This window comes from Paenibacillus sp. FSL M7-0656, assembly GCF_038003225.1.
In the GTDB taxonomy this organism is placed as follows: Bacteria; Bacillota; Bacilli; order Paenibacillales; family Paenibacillaceae; genus Paenibacillus; species Paenibacillus amylolyticus.
Genome location: NZ_JBBOOT010000001.1, coordinates 22,381 through 38,722, shown reverse-complemented (window position 1 = coordinate 38,722; position 16,342 = coordinate 22,381). Strand labels below are relative to the sequence as shown.

14 protein-coding genes are annotated in these 16,342 nt (G+C 46.4%); 5 read left to right on the top strand and 9 right to left on the bottom strand.

Annotation, left to right across the window (positions count from 1 at the left end; translation table 11 throughout):
- Positions 1–31: 31 nt before the first annotated feature.
- Positions 32–1,033 carry a GTP 3',8-cyclase MoaA gene (gene moaA / locus MHI01_RS00175; protein WP_282320964.1) on the bottom strand — a complete coding sequence of 334 codons (1,002 nt, stop codon included), beginning with the start codon at positions 1,031–1,033 and terminating at the stop codon, positions 32–34.
- Positions 1,034–1,353: 320 nt separating this feature from the next.
- Between moaA and MHI01_RS00170 the strand changes: the two genes are divergently transcribed.
- Genes MHI01_RS00170 through MHI01_RS00150 form a run of 5 tightly spaced genes read left to right on the top strand, consistent with a single transcriptional unit; the run spans position 1,354 to position 4,148 of the window.
- Positions 1,354–1,587 (top strand): DUF2249 domain-containing protein, encoded by a 234-nt coding sequence (locus MHI01_RS00170; protein ID WP_036613358.1) that lies wholly within the window; start codon positions 1,354–1,356, stop codon positions 1,585–1,587.
- Positions 1,588–1,604: 17 nt separating this feature from the next.
- Positions 1,605–1,979 (top strand): hypothetical protein, encoded by a 375-nt coding sequence (locus MHI01_RS00165; protein ID WP_282320963.1) that lies wholly within the window; start codon positions 1,605–1,607, stop codon positions 1,977–1,979.
- Positions 1,966–2,571, top strand: coding sequence for a DUF2249 domain-containing protein (locus tag MHI01_RS00160; protein WP_282320962.1), 606 nt, complete (start codon positions 1,966–1,968; stop codon positions 2,569–2,571). Before MHI01_RS00165 ends, MHI01_RS00160 begins: the two co-directional genes overlap by 14 nt.
- Positions 2,572–2,584: 13 nt before the next feature.
- The gene (locus tag MHI01_RS00155; RefSeq protein ID WP_282320961.1) at positions 2,585–3,817 is read left to right on the top strand and encodes a hypothetical protein; all 1,233 of its coding nucleotides are present in this window, start codon (positions 2,585–2,587) and stop codon (positions 3,815–3,817) included.
- 31 nt (positions 3,818–3,848) lie between these two features.
- Positions 3,849–4,148 carry a metal-sulfur cluster assembly factor gene (locus MHI01_RS00150; RefSeq protein WP_282322146.1) on the top strand — a complete coding sequence of 100 codons (300 nt, stop codon included), beginning with the start codon at positions 3,849–3,851 and terminating at the stop codon, positions 4,146–4,148.
- 267 nt (positions 4,149–4,415) lie between these two features.
- Here MHI01_RS00150 and MHI01_RS00145 read toward each other — a convergent pair whose 3' ends face one another.
- The 8 genes from MHI01_RS00145 to MHI01_RS00110 all read right to left on the bottom strand — a co-directional run bounded on the left by MHI01_RS00145 (position 4,416) and on the right by MHI01_RS00110 (position 16,299).
- Positions 4,416–4,757 (bottom strand): cupin domain-containing protein, encoded by a 342-nt coding sequence (locus MHI01_RS00145; RefSeq protein ID WP_339194174.1) that lies wholly within the window; start codon positions 4,755–4,757, stop codon positions 4,416–4,418.
- A gap of 143 nt (positions 4,758–4,900) precedes the next feature.
- Positions 4,901–6,859: an ABC transporter permease gene (locus MHI01_RS00140; protein WP_340982224.1), complete on the bottom strand. Its 1,959-nt coding sequence runs from the start codon at positions 6,857–6,859 to the stop codon at positions 4,901–4,903.
- Positions 6,834–7,604 carry an ABC transporter ATP-binding protein gene (locus tag MHI01_RS00135; RefSeq protein WP_017687815.1) on the bottom strand — a complete coding sequence of 257 codons (771 nt, stop codon included), beginning with the start codon at positions 7,602–7,604 and terminating at the stop codon, positions 6,834–6,836. The genes MHI01_RS00140 and MHI01_RS00135 overlap by 26 nt, the downstream gene beginning before the upstream one ends.
- A 188-nt stretch (positions 7,605–7,792) precedes the next feature.
- Positions 7,793–8,791 (bottom strand): sensor histidine kinase, encoded by a 999-nt coding sequence (locus tag MHI01_RS00130; protein ID WP_340982223.1) that lies wholly within the window; start codon positions 8,789–8,791, stop codon positions 7,793–7,795.
- The gene (locus MHI01_RS00125) at positions 8,788–9,501 is read right to left on the bottom strand and encodes a response regulator transcription factor (protein WP_340982222.1); all 714 of its coding nucleotides are present in this window, start codon (positions 9,499–9,501) and stop codon (positions 8,788–8,790) included. Before MHI01_RS00125 ends, MHI01_RS00130 begins: the two co-directional genes overlap by 4 nt.
- An 83-nt stretch (positions 9,502–9,584) precedes the next feature.
- On the bottom strand, positions 9,585–10,559 hold the full coding sequence (locus MHI01_RS00120) for a sugar kinase (protein WP_340984809.1): 975 nt from the start codon (positions 10,557–10,559) through the stop codon (positions 9,585–9,587).
- 71 nt (positions 10,560–10,630) lie between these two features.
- Positions 10,631–11,674 carry an SPFH domain-containing protein gene (locus MHI01_RS00115; RefSeq protein WP_100527281.1) on the bottom strand — a complete coding sequence of 348 codons (1,044 nt, stop codon included), beginning with the start codon at positions 11,672–11,674 and terminating at the stop codon, positions 10,631–10,633.
- A gap of 266 nt (positions 11,675–11,940) precedes the next feature.
- Entirely contained in the window at positions 11,941–16,299 is a 4,359-nt protein-coding gene (locus tag MHI01_RS00110) for a glycosyl hydrolase 53 family protein (protein WP_340982220.1), read from the bottom strand.
- Between the last annotated feature and the right edge of the window lie 43 nt (positions 16,300–16,342).

Genomic DNA, 16,342 nt, shown 5'->3' with positions numbered 1-16,342 from the left:
TTGACGCAAATTGAATCCTGAACTACTGTTGCTAACCTCCGATTTGCGACATATGTCGCAACGTTGGCTTGCCGTCGATCTGTTGCCCGTTTAAGTCTTTTAACATGTCATGTGTTTCGGGTTTGGCTCCGAGCGCCTTGTAAAATAAATCCTGCACCGCCTTGTCATCACCTACGAGTGGACGAACATTGAATTCATCCGACCAGTAGAGACAAGGTTTGATATTACCGTCTGCCGTCAGTCTCAGCCGATTGCAATTCCCGCAGAAATGGCTACTCACCGGGTGAATCAGACCAAAGGTTCCAGCAGCCCCCACTATGCGATAACTGTCCGCAGGTCCATTCCCGTATATCTCTCCACATCTTTCGTAATCCCATCGCGCTCCACATGTTTCCAGTACATGTTCGAGGGGCATATATCCTGATCTCCATCCTTCTCCACTTTCACCAATAGGCATGTACTCAATAAACCGAATATGAATTGGTTCATCCCGAGTCATCAGCAGAAAATCTTCCACCTCATCGTCGTTCACGCCTTTCATCAGCACCACGTTCAGCTTGATCGGATGAAATCCGGCCTTTTGGCTGGCCTTAATGCCTTCCAGCACACGTTGCACCTTGCCGCCTCGAGTAATGCTTGCAAATCGTTCTGGCTTCAAAGAATCCAGGCTTATGTTCACCCTAGTTAGTCCCGCAGCCTTCAGCATATCCGCATAAGCTGCCAAATAGATGCCATTGGTTGTCAATGCGATGTCCTCAATTCCCGGAATAGCGGATAACATCGCAATCAGTTGATCCAGCCCCTTACGAACAAGAGGCTCTCCTCCGGTCAAACGCAATTTCCGAATGCCCAGTGGAGCAAGCGCATTAACGATGGACGTGATTTCTTCATAGGACAGGATGCGTTCTGTCGGTTCAAACTGCATTCCTTCCTCCGGCATGCAATACACACAGCGGAGATTACAACGATCCGTAACCGAAATTCTCAAATAATCATGCACTCTTCCAAACGGGTCCATTAATTTTGATTCCATACACGTACCTCCCTTCTCTAGGGTGCTGTCTTAACATCGGCTGAAGGAGGGAACTTTCTTCCTCTCATCGCTTGTCATCTTGACGCTAAATATAAGGATGTCTCGCTCGGCGAACTGTGCAAAATATCACAAGAAGTGAAACATAGCGCACAGTTGCACATTTATATATGCTCTGTAATCCTTTACCAAACAGGATTCTGGTCTAAATAAGGCAAAATTATGGCAAAAGAAAAAGTGTGAGCAGGCTCACACAGCCACCTCCTCACGTTTTCTATAATCAAATTGCAACACCACACTATCCCTATTTGGAGGAATGACACTTGAACACATACGCAGCAACCATTAATGCTACGGAGTATCCACCGCATTTGAAACATAAAGTTATTTTTGAAACGTTTGATCAGTTGCAACCACAGGAATCCATGCTGCTCATTAACGATCACGATCCTAAGCCACTTCGATTCCAATTCCAGTCCACACATCCTGATGGCTTCAACTGGGAGTATATTGAGCAGGGTCCTACAACCTTCCAAGTCAAAATCAGCAAATTATAGATTGGAGCTGAACCGCTATGGCCCACGTTGAAATCATTGACGATACTACACTTCGCATCACGCTGAGGTTGGAAGATGCCACAACCATGGTGCAGATAGCACAGCGTGAGCAGGCCGAGTATGCGCAAGAGATTATTACCATTTACGAAAAAATGCCTGTGTTCGAATATACTCATTTCTGTTTTTACGCCTATGACAGTGCAAGACTTTTTGAGCGTGTACTCGGGATGGACCCCAAAGCCTATCTGTCCTTCTCCCTCGATGCGCCGGAGTCATTCTTCTATGCGCTGTACGGTGGAATGGCCGCCCTGTATGAACCTTCTCTACAGTTGGTACAGCAGGCGGATGTAGCTAGTGCAGGATCGGATGTGAACGCACATGTCTCCATCTGATGTCCATATTGTTGAATTGGATGTGCGTCCTCATCTGAGTAAAAAGCTGGAGCCGTTTCAGCTGATCATGGACACGGTCAAAGGCCTTCAGCATGAAGATGTATTTGTACTACACGCTCCATTCAAACCAACGCCCCTGCTCGGTATTCTCAAGATGAAAGGATACTCCAGCACATCGGAACGAAAAGGTTCAGATCACTGGGTTACCACGTTTGTGCACAAAAAAAATAAAACCGGTGACAAAGCATTATCTGCAATGGTTTTATCTGGATCGGAAGTCGTTTCTGAGCCCTGTTCAGACGAAGAATCAGCTTCATGCAAAGGCCATCCAGAGGAGCAAGCTGTTGCGATTGAAAACTTTGAATCCCTACAGGCGCCCACCGTTATACTGGACAATCGCGGATTGGAACCGCCACAACCCATGATGCGAACCCTTGCCGCACTGGAGCGTTGCAAACCTGGGGAAGTCGTACTGATTCACAATGACCGTGTGCCAGTCTTCTTGATTGAAGAGTTAAATAATCTCGGTTGCCCCTTCACGGTTGAGGATCAAGCCGATGGTACGGCCAAATTGAGAATTGAAAAAGGGTAAGGAGGCAAAGACCATGTCCAGGTTGCCGTTTCTTTTTATCATCACGGGCATCTTTGGATTTGTAATGTATCACGCATTCTCCCTGCTCTCGCTGACAGGCTGGCTTGGTGATGAACTCAGAGGACCCGAAGGCTGGTTTCATGCCCATCAGTTTGTGCTCGGGTGGGCAACCATGCTGGCTATGGGTGCCGTTTATCAGTTGATACACGTTATTTTGCAATCCAATATCTATAGTCTGTTCCTCGGTTATTGTCATTATTTCTTGTTCAGTATCGGAATCGTGGGCATGTTATTCGGCTTCATCCGTGCAGATGTCATCTGGATTGCGGGTTCTGCTACACTCGCGCTCTCTGGCATTCTGTTGTTCGGATGGAATATGGGCGTTACCCTCTTCCGTGCCTCACAGTGGAATCCGGTAACGATCAGTGCAGCTTGTTCCTGTCTTTATCTGGTTCTAACCGGGCTTTCCGGTATGCTGATGGGTTTGAATTTTGCATTTGGTGATTGGAATGGTCTGCACGGACGCTTGTTCGGCGCACATATCTGGATGGGAACACTTGGCTGGTTTGGCATGTTAATTACCGGATTCAGTTACAAAATGCTTCCGATGTTCTACCTGTCCCACGATTATTCCATTCGACTGCAAAAAGTGGTCCTGGTTCTGTGGAATGCAGCTGTAGTTACAGGTGTTGTCGCATTTCTGACAGGTATTAAGGGAGGCCTGCTCTGGCTCGCGCTCCTACTTCTAACCTCAGCCCTGCTCTTCTATGTGTATCACTTGGAGCAAATTCAGGAGAAACGGCACAAAAGTAACCCAGGTCCGGGTATCCGCTGGTCTGTGTATGTAAGCCGTGCGTTTGCTGTATATGCTGTTGCCCTACTGATCTATTCCTCGCAAGGGACTGAACTGCTTCTCCATCCACGTGTTGTTCTGCTGTCTGGATGGGTATATCTCGGGGGTTGGGTGTCTCTCACCATACTTGGTTATGCCTCCAAAATCGTGCCTTTTCTATGGTGGACCCACAAATATGGCAAGCAGGCAGGCAGACCCGGAACACCGCTGATGGCAGGTATGCTGAGTGAACGGTATGTCAATTGGGGTATGCTCGCCATGGTCGCTGGAAGCCTTTTGCTTGTCAGTGGAATTCTGATTAATCTGGCTGAGGTCATGATGGTTGGAGGGACGATTTTGTCTCTTGTCTCCATCGTTTATATAACAAATATTGCTTTGGTATTCAGACGTTAACATAAATAAGGTGGACTGGAGAGTGAACATGATGGAACAAACCACGCATTTGCTAGAATGTCTCAAGGAAGTGTATGACCCTGAATTAGGTGTCAATATCGTTGACCTGGGTCTGGTGTATGAAGTAAGGGAAGAGCCTGAACGGGTTCATGTACGAATGACGCTGACTACACCAGGTTGCCCGCTGCACGATACAATTGTCGGTGCGGTGAAATGGGTTTTGCAGGAAAATACGAATAAGACCGATATTGATGTTCAAGTCGTATGGGAGCCACAATGGTCTCCACAGCTGATGTCGATTGAAGCCAAGGAAATGCTGGGATACTTCTAGGCAGAATGAACAGTGAGCGGATGAATGAACAAATTGCTGCCGGAATACGAAAAAGCGTACTTAAGATCTGATGTTCTCAGACCCAGGTATGCTTTTTGTTTTGCGATGGGAACATACACTGGATATACACCCCGGAGATTGCTAGAAGGACGAATGTTGGAGCAGAGTATTCTTGAATAAAAATAAATAAGGAAACTCCAGAATAGAGTTCCCCCTTATATTGATGCCAATCAGTGAATCATTTTATCGATTCCTTGATATTAGATGTTAGATGTCCTTTGCATAGGATGCTGCTGGCACTTTGTTTAACACCACGAACAAACGAACCTCCTGATCTCCTGTATTATGGAATGCGAACTCGACCTCACCGCCGCAATGGATCACATCCTCTTGTTTCACCCCTTGTTCTTTTCCATCCAGAATAAGTGTGCCTGTGCCTTCGACCACCAGCAAAATAACGTCTGTGCCCGGATGTTTATGAACGGGAAGCTGCTGCCCTGGCAGAAAATGAAGGACAAAGGTCACTCCACCACCCTGTTGGAATAAAACACGTTTCGTAAACCGGTCCTCACTAAATATTTTGACTTCTTGCAATGACGTGATACTCATGATAATCGTCCTCCTCGATAATATAATCTGTGAATACATTCATCTTATCGCAAAAAAGCCCGCGCTTCCTTGATCTGAATCAAGAAATGCGGGCAATGAACAAATCATGGGTCGGTCCTCATGACCGTTTGTTTCTAAGATGGTTACACCATCATTTTGCGCAGAGAAGCGATATATCTCGAACGTATAATGATGAAATAAAACGTCTGTGCAAGTACAAAAGCACCAAATACAGTCAACACCGGCATCGTATAATTGGTAATACCGAATTCAGTCAGGAATGGCTTAACTACGACCAAAGTTTCAATGATAGCTACCCCGATCGGTAAAAAGAACAAAATGGCAATCTGAACGGTGGATGATCGTTTCATTTCCTGGAAACTGAGACCCATTTTCGAAAGAGAATGCACCATCCTTCCATCCGCTTCAAGATCGGTATGCAGTCTGAAATACAAAAAGCTTGCGGAAGAGATCGAGAAGATTAATCCGATAAATATGCCCAGGAAGGTAAATAGTGCTGTACCCTGTCTGTATCTCTCAAAATCTCCATATCGAGTGGTCAGAAATCCGGAGTAATTCTCATCCGAAGCATTATCGCTTCGAATGGTATCTGCGGACGACAGTAGCTGATCGCTAACCATGGCTTCCGAGGAGTGCCGGTCAGGTACAGCATGACCCCATGCCGGAATCTGGTACAGAACTTTGCCTGATAACCTATTTGCATTGAACTGTTGTGTGATCTCTTCAAACTTCTCATCTGGGAGAACGACTACACCTGTAGAATAGATCAAGGTTGCGAAACGTGGCTCTACATCCGTAGCTGTAACTCTTGCTTGCAATGAGCCATCCTCCAGATTCAGAGTCAAGGTTTCTCCTTCCGCATAATTGCGAAACCTGTTTCGATCGATCTGATCCTGATCCTTCTCATTACGCGAATCTACGAATAATGCTGATGCTGAATCCAATTGGAACGTCTTTTTTCCTTGGATCGCATTGAATCGGTTGTAATGACTGAGCGGCATAACCGAGACAGCACTCTGATCCGCATCAGACCAAAAGTACTCCAGATACACTTGCTGATAATTCAAGCCTGCTGCTTCAAGTGTCGAATCAATATAGCTCATATCCATTTGATCCGAAGGAGTGTACACATTGTATTTGACTGGAAAATCGTTGTTTGTAAACTGCTCCCGGTTCTCTTGATCCAGTGACAAAATTACAACTGCACTCATTGAAGCAATCGCAATCACCACGGTCACCATAAAGAGCATGCGGGCATTATCCTTCATTTTATAACTCATCTCTGAGATCCACAACAGACGTGTACCATGCCATACCGTTTTACGATTACGCTTCAATAAACGGATGATGAGCACGGAAAGTTGTGAATAGAAAAAATACGTCCCGGCTATCCCTGTTACTGCTGCAAGCATGATTGTTCCGCCATTTAACCCGCTGCGGAGTACCACAAAACCTACTGTAAGTAATGCAAAACCCAGAAGTGAGAAGAACCATGAAGCTTTGGGCTCTTTTTTAGGTTTGTTGGTTCCCGTCAAAAGTTCTAACGTCCGTTTGTTTCCGATAAAAACCAATGTGAAAAGTGAAATGCAGAAAAATAATAACAGAAAGGCCCCGATCGTAATCAGAATCGCTTTCACGGGAAAATAAAAGGGCAGATCATCCATCCCGATAAAACGAGTGGTTAACATCAGGAACAACTTGGACAACAACATACCTCCGCCGATACCGGCAATAATGGACAGGCAGCCGATCAACATGTTTTCCAAAATGACCAATCTCCGAATCTGTGCGGGTTCTGCACCAAGTATGGTCAGAATGCCAAACTCTTTGTTCCGTGATTTGAGAAAAGCACTGATGGAATACATAACAAAGAAAAATGCAAACACATACACAATAACCGAAGCGATCTGCATCCCCGTAGCGGTTGTGTCACCCATTGGCAACTCTGCCACATATGGATGATAGATAAATACCGCATACGCGAAGAAAATCATGACCATAAACACACTGCTAAGAAAAAAAGCAATATACGCTCGCCCATTACGACGGATGTTATTAAACGCGAACTGAGGAAAGCTCATGTGAATTCCCTCCCCAGAAGGATAAAGTATCAATGATCCGCTGGAAAAACGTCTGTCGATTATCTCCGCGGTGTACCTCGGCTGCCAGTTTTCCATCCTTGATGAACACGATACGGTTACAATAACTTGCCGCAAGCGGGTCATGTGTGACCAACATAATGGTCGTTTTCTCCTGCTGGTTAATCTGTTCAAGTGACTCCATGACCGCTTGGGATGACGTAGAATCCAATGCGCCAGTGGGTTCATCCGCCAAAACAATCGAAGGCATATTAATCATGGATCTCGCAATGGCTGTGCGCTGTCGCTGTCCGCCCGAGATTTCGTAAACTCGTTTATCCAGAATGTGATCAATCCCGAGCTTGGCTGTAATGCGATGTAGTCTGCTCTCCATCTCCTTCAGTTTGACCTTGTCCAGTGTCAATGGAAGTACAATATTCTCAGCAACAGTCAGCGTGTCCAACAGATTGAAATCCTGAAAGACAAATCCGAGTTCCCGACGCCGGAACATGGCAAGTTCTTTCTTTTTCATATCAAACGGGTTCATGCCATTAATCAGCACCTTGCCTGAGCTGGGTTCATCAATGGTGGAGACCATGTTTAACAATGTAGTTTTTCCACTGCCCGACGGGCCCATAATACCCACAAATTCACCTTGTTTGATTGTCAGATGAATATCACTAAGGGCTTGAGTCTGCACTTTGCCCTGATATACTTTGTTCAGTCCTGATACCTGTAACATTTCCATGCGTAATTCCCTCCTAATCCGTCATTCTTTATACGTTAATTCTATTCTTATCCTAACTGACCTCCCGTAACGGTGCTATCGAATTACCTTAAACTTCCCTTACAATGCGTTTAAGGTTCTGTTCCCCTGCCTTCTCTATGACACTTCTGTCCATTAAAAAAGCACCTCGCCCATGGGCAAAGCACTTTTCACTTCGGATATTTCGAATGAATCCAGCTGAATCTAACCAACGTTCCCTCATTCGGCTCCGAAAACAACTCGACACGATTATCCAGGCGGGCACTGATCTCACGGACCAGATATAATCCCATTCCCGTAGATTCGTGGTATTGTCTGCCCCGTTCGCCTGTAAAATAGGGATTAAACACGCGATGAATATCTTCGGACGAGATGCCGATTCCCTCATCCTGAATGTCCAGGATTGTACGCTCTTCCTGCTTATAGCCTGTAATGATCACTTTTTTGCCTGATTTGCTATCAGAATAGTTCACGGCATTGGTCAAAATCTGGGTGAACATGAACCGCAGCCACTTGGAGTCACTATATATCTGGAGGTCGCCCTCCATACGGATATCCGGCGTAATGCCTCTGCGAATAAACAAACGTCGGTTCTCTGCAATGCTACTTCGAAGCACATCTTGCAAAGACAACAGCTCCACACGAAAATCCCCTTCGAACTGTTCAAGCCTTGATGAATGCAAGACCATTTCAAGTCCTTTGCGTAGCTTATCCAGCTCATCCTGAATACTGCCAGCCGTCTCATCGTCCACATCTTCCAAGGTCAGTTGGATAATGGACAACGGGGTCTTCATCTGATGAACCCAGCGATTCATGAATACCACCTGCTGTTCCTTGCTAGTACGTAACAGCCCCATCTCGTTCTGCCGATTACGCTCCAGTTCATGTAACAATTGCTGGATGGCTTCCGCCACGACCGAATTTCCAAGCGTTTGGAAAGGTCCGTTTACCAGTTTTCGTGGTTGTTCAAGCAGACGATAATACGCTCGCAGCTGGAAGTAACGTATGATCAGATAGACCAACAGCACAACAGTACTGATCAGCATGCCATAGAGAACAATCTTCATCGGACGGCCCTCACCAGAGAGCCAGTACACACACGGAACCAGCAGCATCTGTAACACATAAAATCCAACTAACATCTGGTGGTCTTTCAGGAACAGTCTCATTTCCCTTTCCCCTGTGAGGATGAATCCAGATCCAACACACGATAACCCGCTCCGCGAACCGTCTCCAAAATCTCTTCTGCACCCAGCTCCTTCAACTTCCGGCGAACACGTGTAATATAGACATTCAACGTATTATCATCAATAAAATGCTGATCTTCCCACATCTGTTCTAACAATTTTTCTCGGCTGATAACTCGCCCTGCCTTCGCCATCAGCGCTTCCACCAGTATCGCTTCCTTCTGTGTCAGCTCGGTAGAACGCTCATCATATTTCAATACAAATCGCTCAGGATAAAGGATCATGGGACCGTTCTTCACCTTCACTTCCTGTTGAACAGCAGCGTAAGAACCATAGGCTCTGCGCAGCTGACTACGGACTTTGGCAAGAACAACTTCATATTGAAAAGGTTTTGTAATATAATCATCCGCTCCATGTTCCAACGCCATAATCTGATCCATACCACTATCACGAGCCGATATGAATAAAATGGGACATATGGAATGTGTGCGTATCTGCCTGCACCAGTAGTATCCATCATATTGAGGCAAATTCACATCCATCAGCACAAGGTCCGGCTTCACTTCCACAAATTCATCCAGTACATGACGAAAATCATCTGTGACCTGTACCTGGAATCCATTTCGGGTCAGATAAGCCGCCAGTAATCCTGCTAACTTGGCATCATCTTCAACCAACAATATCGACTGCATCGTTAACCCTCTTTCCGTTTCCTGACGTCAGTGTATCACATCTAGTTACCCATTCTAGTCGGAAACGGCTTGAAAATAAAGGTTTAGACCACGAGACGTCCCCTCTTCTCTGCCAAACCAATGATGGCTTCTACCCCTGAATTAAACTCAAGAAAATCCTGCTCGACCCCATCGCTGAAAATAACACCGTCCTCCGGCATCTGGGATACAATGTGCAATGGCTGCTTTGAATGAATCTGTCCAAACACGAGATTGGCCGCTGTCGTCCGGCTCGGGAACGGTTCACGTACTGAAAAATATAAATAAGGCGCATCCCAGTTAAAATGATTCAGCTCTTGCCTGCTTCCATGAATGGATGCGGATGCTGTAGCGACCTCCGCTTCGGAATTCATGTTCTGCCATGCAGCCGATCCAACAATGCCGGTGGCTCCCGCCAGCACACTTTTGAACCAGCCTGTCGATCCCATGCCTGTGGATACAATGATGCCACTGGAAGATTGTTGTTCTGCGGATGTACCCAAACGCACTTCATAACGAGCCGATACATGTGTCTTCCGACCAATGAACAGATCATTCACACCATATAGATACTGTCCATCATTGAGTTCCACTTTGGCGAGAGTGACTTCTTTCAAGGTTCGTTGCTTTCGAATGACATCAGGAACAATGAAGCTCAGATCCTTCACGGTAAAAGGTAATAACACGCCATCCCAACGCATCGGGTCCGGATTCACACCGATGAGCGGCTGCTCGGTTACGTATTTGAGGGTGTTGGCTACAAGCCCATCCTGTCCAACCACGACCACGATATCCTGATCTCCAAAGATAAAATTGGGCACATGTTCCCGATCAATCGTCTGAACCCGTCCCAATTGACCCAGTTGCTGCTGGGCCTGCTGCACAGATAGCCGATAACGACGGTCTTCCTCCATATAATCACTGAAGTCTGCGCCCAGACGTTCAATATAGAACTGAGCTTGCTGCACCGTGTTATATCGAACCACCAACTCTTCCAGTCGGGTCCGGCGTTTCACCAGAATCAGCTTGTGTTCACTCATCCGATCATCTGCCGTGGCCTGCTGACGTACTGATTTCCCTGCCTGCTCTGCTTGCTCTCTTCTTCCTAATCTCATCTCGCTCGACCTCCCTGATCTCTGCCTGGCGCAGGAGACATTAATCCCTGTAACAGATCCGGCGAGATATTTAGTTGCCCAATCTTGCCTGCATTTTCAGCCAGTTCCTGGAACGCGAGTGCGATCAGCTTATCAGAATTCATGCCCATATTCGCCATTGCTTGTAGTACATTGGGCTGTACATTTTGCAATGAGTTCATCACGGCAGCAATCTCATACGCTTTGGCGTCTGCCTCGGCATTGTGATTAGCAATAGTTAACTCAATCAGTTGCTGCTTACGTTCCTCCATCGCTGTATTAAACTGAAGCTGCTCCTGCTCCATCTCGTTTTGTTTCTGTTTCACCGAGCGTTCTGTCTGCAATTGGGTCTCACGAATTTGCTGTTTCTTCGTCTCTACGGCAATTTCGGTGTTCAGTTCGTTCTCTTTCACTCGTCTTTCCTGTTCAATCGATGCATTCCGACGTACATAGAGCGCTTCATCTGCCTGACGCAAAATCTCTTCCCGCGCCTGTGCTTCCAATGCACGCATCGTCTCTTTATTAGGCAGAATGGCCAGAATCGATAGACTCATCAACTCAACGCCCAATTTCTCCAACTCTTCACTTTGTACAACCTCGCGTTTCATGCTGCTTGCCAGCCGTTCACTGGATTGAATAGCTTCTTTCAGCGGCATTTGCTCCAGATGTTTCTTGGTTAGTACTTTCGCTGTGGTGATCACCCGTTGATCCAGCTTGCCGGGGTCGTCGGAGATATACCGATTTTTGCGCAAATTGTACGTGTAATTCAGGCTCTGGGTTATTTTCAAATAATCCACAATGCGATAACTTAATTGCCCCTGCACAGTAACCGTCTGATAATCCGCCGTAATCTCTTCAAACATGAACGGTACATCCACCGAGGATACGGGTAGAACCACTACCGATGTGGTCGGCTCATAATAATAGAAAGACAATCCTACACCTTGACGCTGTACCTCACCATTTTTCACCTTCATGACATATTCACTGGGTTGAAATTTCGCAAATCGGAATCCAAACATAGCTCATTCCCCATTTCTTAATATTGTCGTTTTGATATTATCGAAATGATAACAAATGAATTCGATATTGTCAATACGACATTAACAAATTGTTTATATGCCTATTTAGAGAAAGCGGGTCCGTTATAATCTCTTTTCACAAAAAATAAAGAGACCGAATCATATGATCCGATCTCTTTACCTGCTTTGTTATTTTCTATTCATGAGTGTTGATAATGCCACCAAGCATCATCCTTCATAATAAAAACGGACGTTTTGAACTACCTCTAATACAGTTGTTCCATCAGTCTGGCGACTGCAACAGCTCCCTGTGCACGGTTCGCTGTTTCTTTCGGAGCAAACGTGCCATCAGGCATGCCATTTAGCAGCCCAAGTTGTTGCATTGAGGCTACAGCTTCTTTGGCGTATGCTGCGATCTCGGCGTTGTCTACAAACACCATATTTCCTTGTACAGAATTGGTCGCACCCTCACGCTGCACAACCTTCAGTGCTCTGTTCAGCATAACGGCCATTTCTTCTCGTGAAATGCGTTCATTCGCTCCAAAGCTTCCATCTGCTCGGCCTTGAATTATTTCCATTTCCATTCCAAGTCGTACTGAATCGGTATACCACTGCCCTTCCTTCACATCCGTTGGTGTTGAAATAGATGGATCCGGCTGGCGTGCATCACCAATACCTTTAATAATCATTTGCAAAAATTGTGCTCTGGTCAGTTCACCTTGCGGGGCAAAACGAGTTGCGCTCATCCCCGAAATAATCCCTTTACCGTAGAGGTTCTGTACCTCTCGGATTGCCCAATTGTGATTTTGCAAATCATGTAATGGCACTTCAACTTCTTCAATGACATAACTGCCGGATTCCAGTGGTTTGAACGCCATCGTTTTGGTCTTATCATCGTACTTGGAATACGTAACAGGTTTCATTTCTCCACTTGGAGATATGGAATGTACAATCATAACTACATCACTCTTCTTAGGTTGCTCCACATTGGATAGAGCAACTTCAACTGCTCTGTTTGTCCATTGCAATGGCTTATTGTTCATTAACAGATTCACATCAACAATCGCATGATTACTGATCGCTGCTTTTTGAGATGTGGACAATGTATCTGTCGATCCTTTTGCCACTACGATGTCGAACGTTCCCTCAGTCTCCGCAATGGTTAGCGGGAGTGATCTCAGAGGAACACGAACGGTAGTCTGTCCTACAACTACATCCAGGGATTTCACTTCCTCGGAACGAATCCATGCCGCCAGTTGACTTGCAGCCAACTGGAATGTGACTGTCTTGGCTGTGTCGGGTACATCTGCAAGCAGTTTCAACGTACGATTTCCTGCATCCATGGATTGCAGTGCCTGGGTTAATTGAGATACATCTGGACGAATCGAATACTTGTCATTCCCGGTTGCTGTTCCTTTTACCGTTATTAGACCCTTAACTGGCGGATTACCAGGTTCAACCGGTAGTGTTACAGCCGGATTCCCCGTTGAAGGAGCTGTTCCCGGGTTGGAAGGTTGTGATGGCTGGCCAGGGCCAGGTGTTACATCTTGACGTACAAGCTTACTCACAGCATCTTGTAACGCACGATCCGCATTGCTTACATCTTGCGTTGAAGATTCAACACCCAGAATGAATGCCTTCGCTTCAGAAAGTGCCTTACTAAATACATTCCAGCTTGATGTCGTGTATTCGGTTTGTTTTAATTTCTCAGCGGTATCTACATTAGTTTGCAGTGCAGATTTGTCCGCTGGGAACGTACCGTATGCTTCAAATTCCATGAATCCTACCCATGTGGGACCTGTTTTAATCGTTACCCGAATGTAACGTCCCTCCGTGCCTTCTGGAAGTACATGGCTAGGTGCGGTTGATACAACTACATCACTTGTGGTGTCCACTACTTTCACAAAATTTTTGTTATCGTTGGACACTTCGATCGTATATTTGATGCCGCCACTCCACATCGACATTTCGATTTTACGGAGGTTAGCAACCTGACCCAAATCCACTTGCCACCAGCTATCCTTACTCTGGTCTGTTCCCCATGAAGTGTTCGGATTGTTGTCAATTGCACCTTCAGGAGAGTTGGCTTGATTGCCTCCTGTCCCTGCACTACTTGAAGCCGTTGCCGTTTTGCCCGTTGTTAAAGCCTCCAGAGAGACTAGGTTAGTAAAGGCTTGTTTCAACGTACTTAGTGCTGAATTCACCTCAGACTGGACAACAGCATTGTTATCTCGGACCTGAATCGCTGCCTGCAAAGACTGTTCCAATACAGACCAGCTCCGGCGTGTATAGGAAGATTTAGTCTGCTGCTGCATTTGTTGAATGTACTGGTGCAGTTGTGTTTTGTCCACATTGGATAGACCTTGAATGGCATCATGCAAACGTTTAACCGCTGTATTCGCATCCGTCTGTGTTGCTCTTGGATCATTCAAGATCTGATCAGCGCCTTCCAGCGCTTTGGTCAATACCGCCCAAGTGGCCGCAGACCAGTCAGCCTGCTGATACGTACGCGCTTCCGCTATTTTAGCTCTGAGCTCGTCAAGCTGCGGGGTGATAACCTGCATCTGCTGCATCACACGTTCCAATGCTGTTGTCGCTGCATCTGTATCTAATTGAGTTACCCCACCCGGCGTGTATGCCTGTTGGTATACATCATTCGCTGCCGAGATTGCCGGAGCCAGAGTCACCCAGCTATCCAGAGTAAAATCAGTCCGTACCAATGATTTGGCTCGTGTAAGTGCCGCATCCAGTTGCTGGCGGTCTGCGGGCAGAAGCTCCAATCCGCGTTTGTACACATCAAGGGACCATAACGCTCTGCCTTCATAAGAATGCCCGCCGTTGGCCGGAAATTCATCGTAGTCAAACATCGCTTGGTTCTCCCATGCATTCCCTTCAGATGCAATCCAGCCTACCCCCGCCGGAATCCACGCTGGCTCCCAGTAGAAGAAACCTGCGCCATGATTTCCTGGCACGTTCGCAATCATGTCCATAATGCCGGCGATGGCATCATATTGACCTTGAACGGTTGCAGGGAAGTCTGCTCCCCCAACATGAAGCGCTTCGTCCGATCCGATGATATTTCCATGAGCGTCCCCGTTTTTGTAGGAAAACGGATAGGACGTTTCAGCGATAATGACATCTTTGCCAAACTCGACTGACACTTCATTCATCGTTTTCTGTACATCCGCAAACGTCCCATGCCAGAACGGGTAATACGACAGTCCGATAATGTCATATTCCAGTCCGCCAGCACTTAACTCTTTAAAGTACCATTTGAACGTATCCACCTTGCCACCTTCAGCCAGATGGATCATAATCTTCACCTTATCCGCGTTATCGGTGATCTCTCCTTCTACTGCACGTACAGCATCAATTCCGCTTTTCAGCAATGCAACATTTTGCTCGAAATCCACGTCGCTGCTCAAACCGTTCAGAACACCACTGTTGATCTCATTACCGATCTGCACCATATCAGGCATGGCGCCCTTAGCTTTCATTTCTCGCACAACTTCATACGTATAGTTGTATACGGCCTGCTTCAGCTCTTCGGGCGAAAGACCTTCCCAAGCTTTGGGAAGAAGCTGCTGGCCCGGGTGCGCCCACTCATCCGAGTAGTGGAAATCCAACAGGATCTTCATACCTTTTTTCTTCACCCGCTCGGCCAAACGAATGACATCGTCCTTGTCGTTGTATCCCCCTGATTTCTGTGGATCATTCCACAAACGAAGACGTACATAATTGACACCGCGGTCCTTGAGTATATCGAGCAAATCACGCTCTGTACCGTTGCTGTCCACGTATTTGCCGCCTTTGTCCTCAATGGCAGTCAACGTGGAAATATCAACACCTCTAACATAGTCTGCACGATATCCCTCAACGATCACTTTAGCTTTAAGCTGAGGTTCTGGAGGCGCACCATATACAACTCCTGTTACCGTAAATTCGCCTGCAGAGGCGTATTGCATAGGGTCGATATAATCCCAAGTCACAGGTACCATTCCCGATTTTTCATTCTGAAACTGTGCCTTTACCTCGTTGGGCAGAATTGGCGCACTTCTGGTCACCGTTCTCACTTCGATCTCATCATATCCTTTAATATTGGCTGGTTCAGTTCCTTCTGCTTCTCCCCACACTTTGAACTCCAATATTTCCGGCCAGACACCCTCACCCTTGTAAAAAGATATGTTCAATCTGATGTATCGCACATCATTCTGCTGAAACGTCAGATCAGCGATCTGTTTGGGATCGGCATTTTCTTTTTGATCAGCAACGTTGGTCCATGCCTGCTGATCAGCAGATGTTTCTACCATATATTTCACAACCGTGTTTTCTCTCCACGTTATCTCCGCTCCGGACAGATTGTAGTCTTCACCCAGATCAATCATCACCCACTGTGGTTGTTCCGTTGTCACTCCAGCCTTAGCAGCCCAATGCGTGTCACTTTTACCATCAACCAAGTGCTCCTTTTTGCTCCAATGCTCCAAATATTCTGTGCTTACCGAAACCGCCTTGTTAAGTGCCACGTTCACTTTTGCATCTTCTGCAGCCGCTGGACGAACCATCAACCCCAGATCACAGAACAGCATTAGTAATACCAGACACCCGCTTATGTACCTTTTGTTCACTCTTGATCTCCCCCTTTTTGTGTTTGATTGTGCATGGATCAAT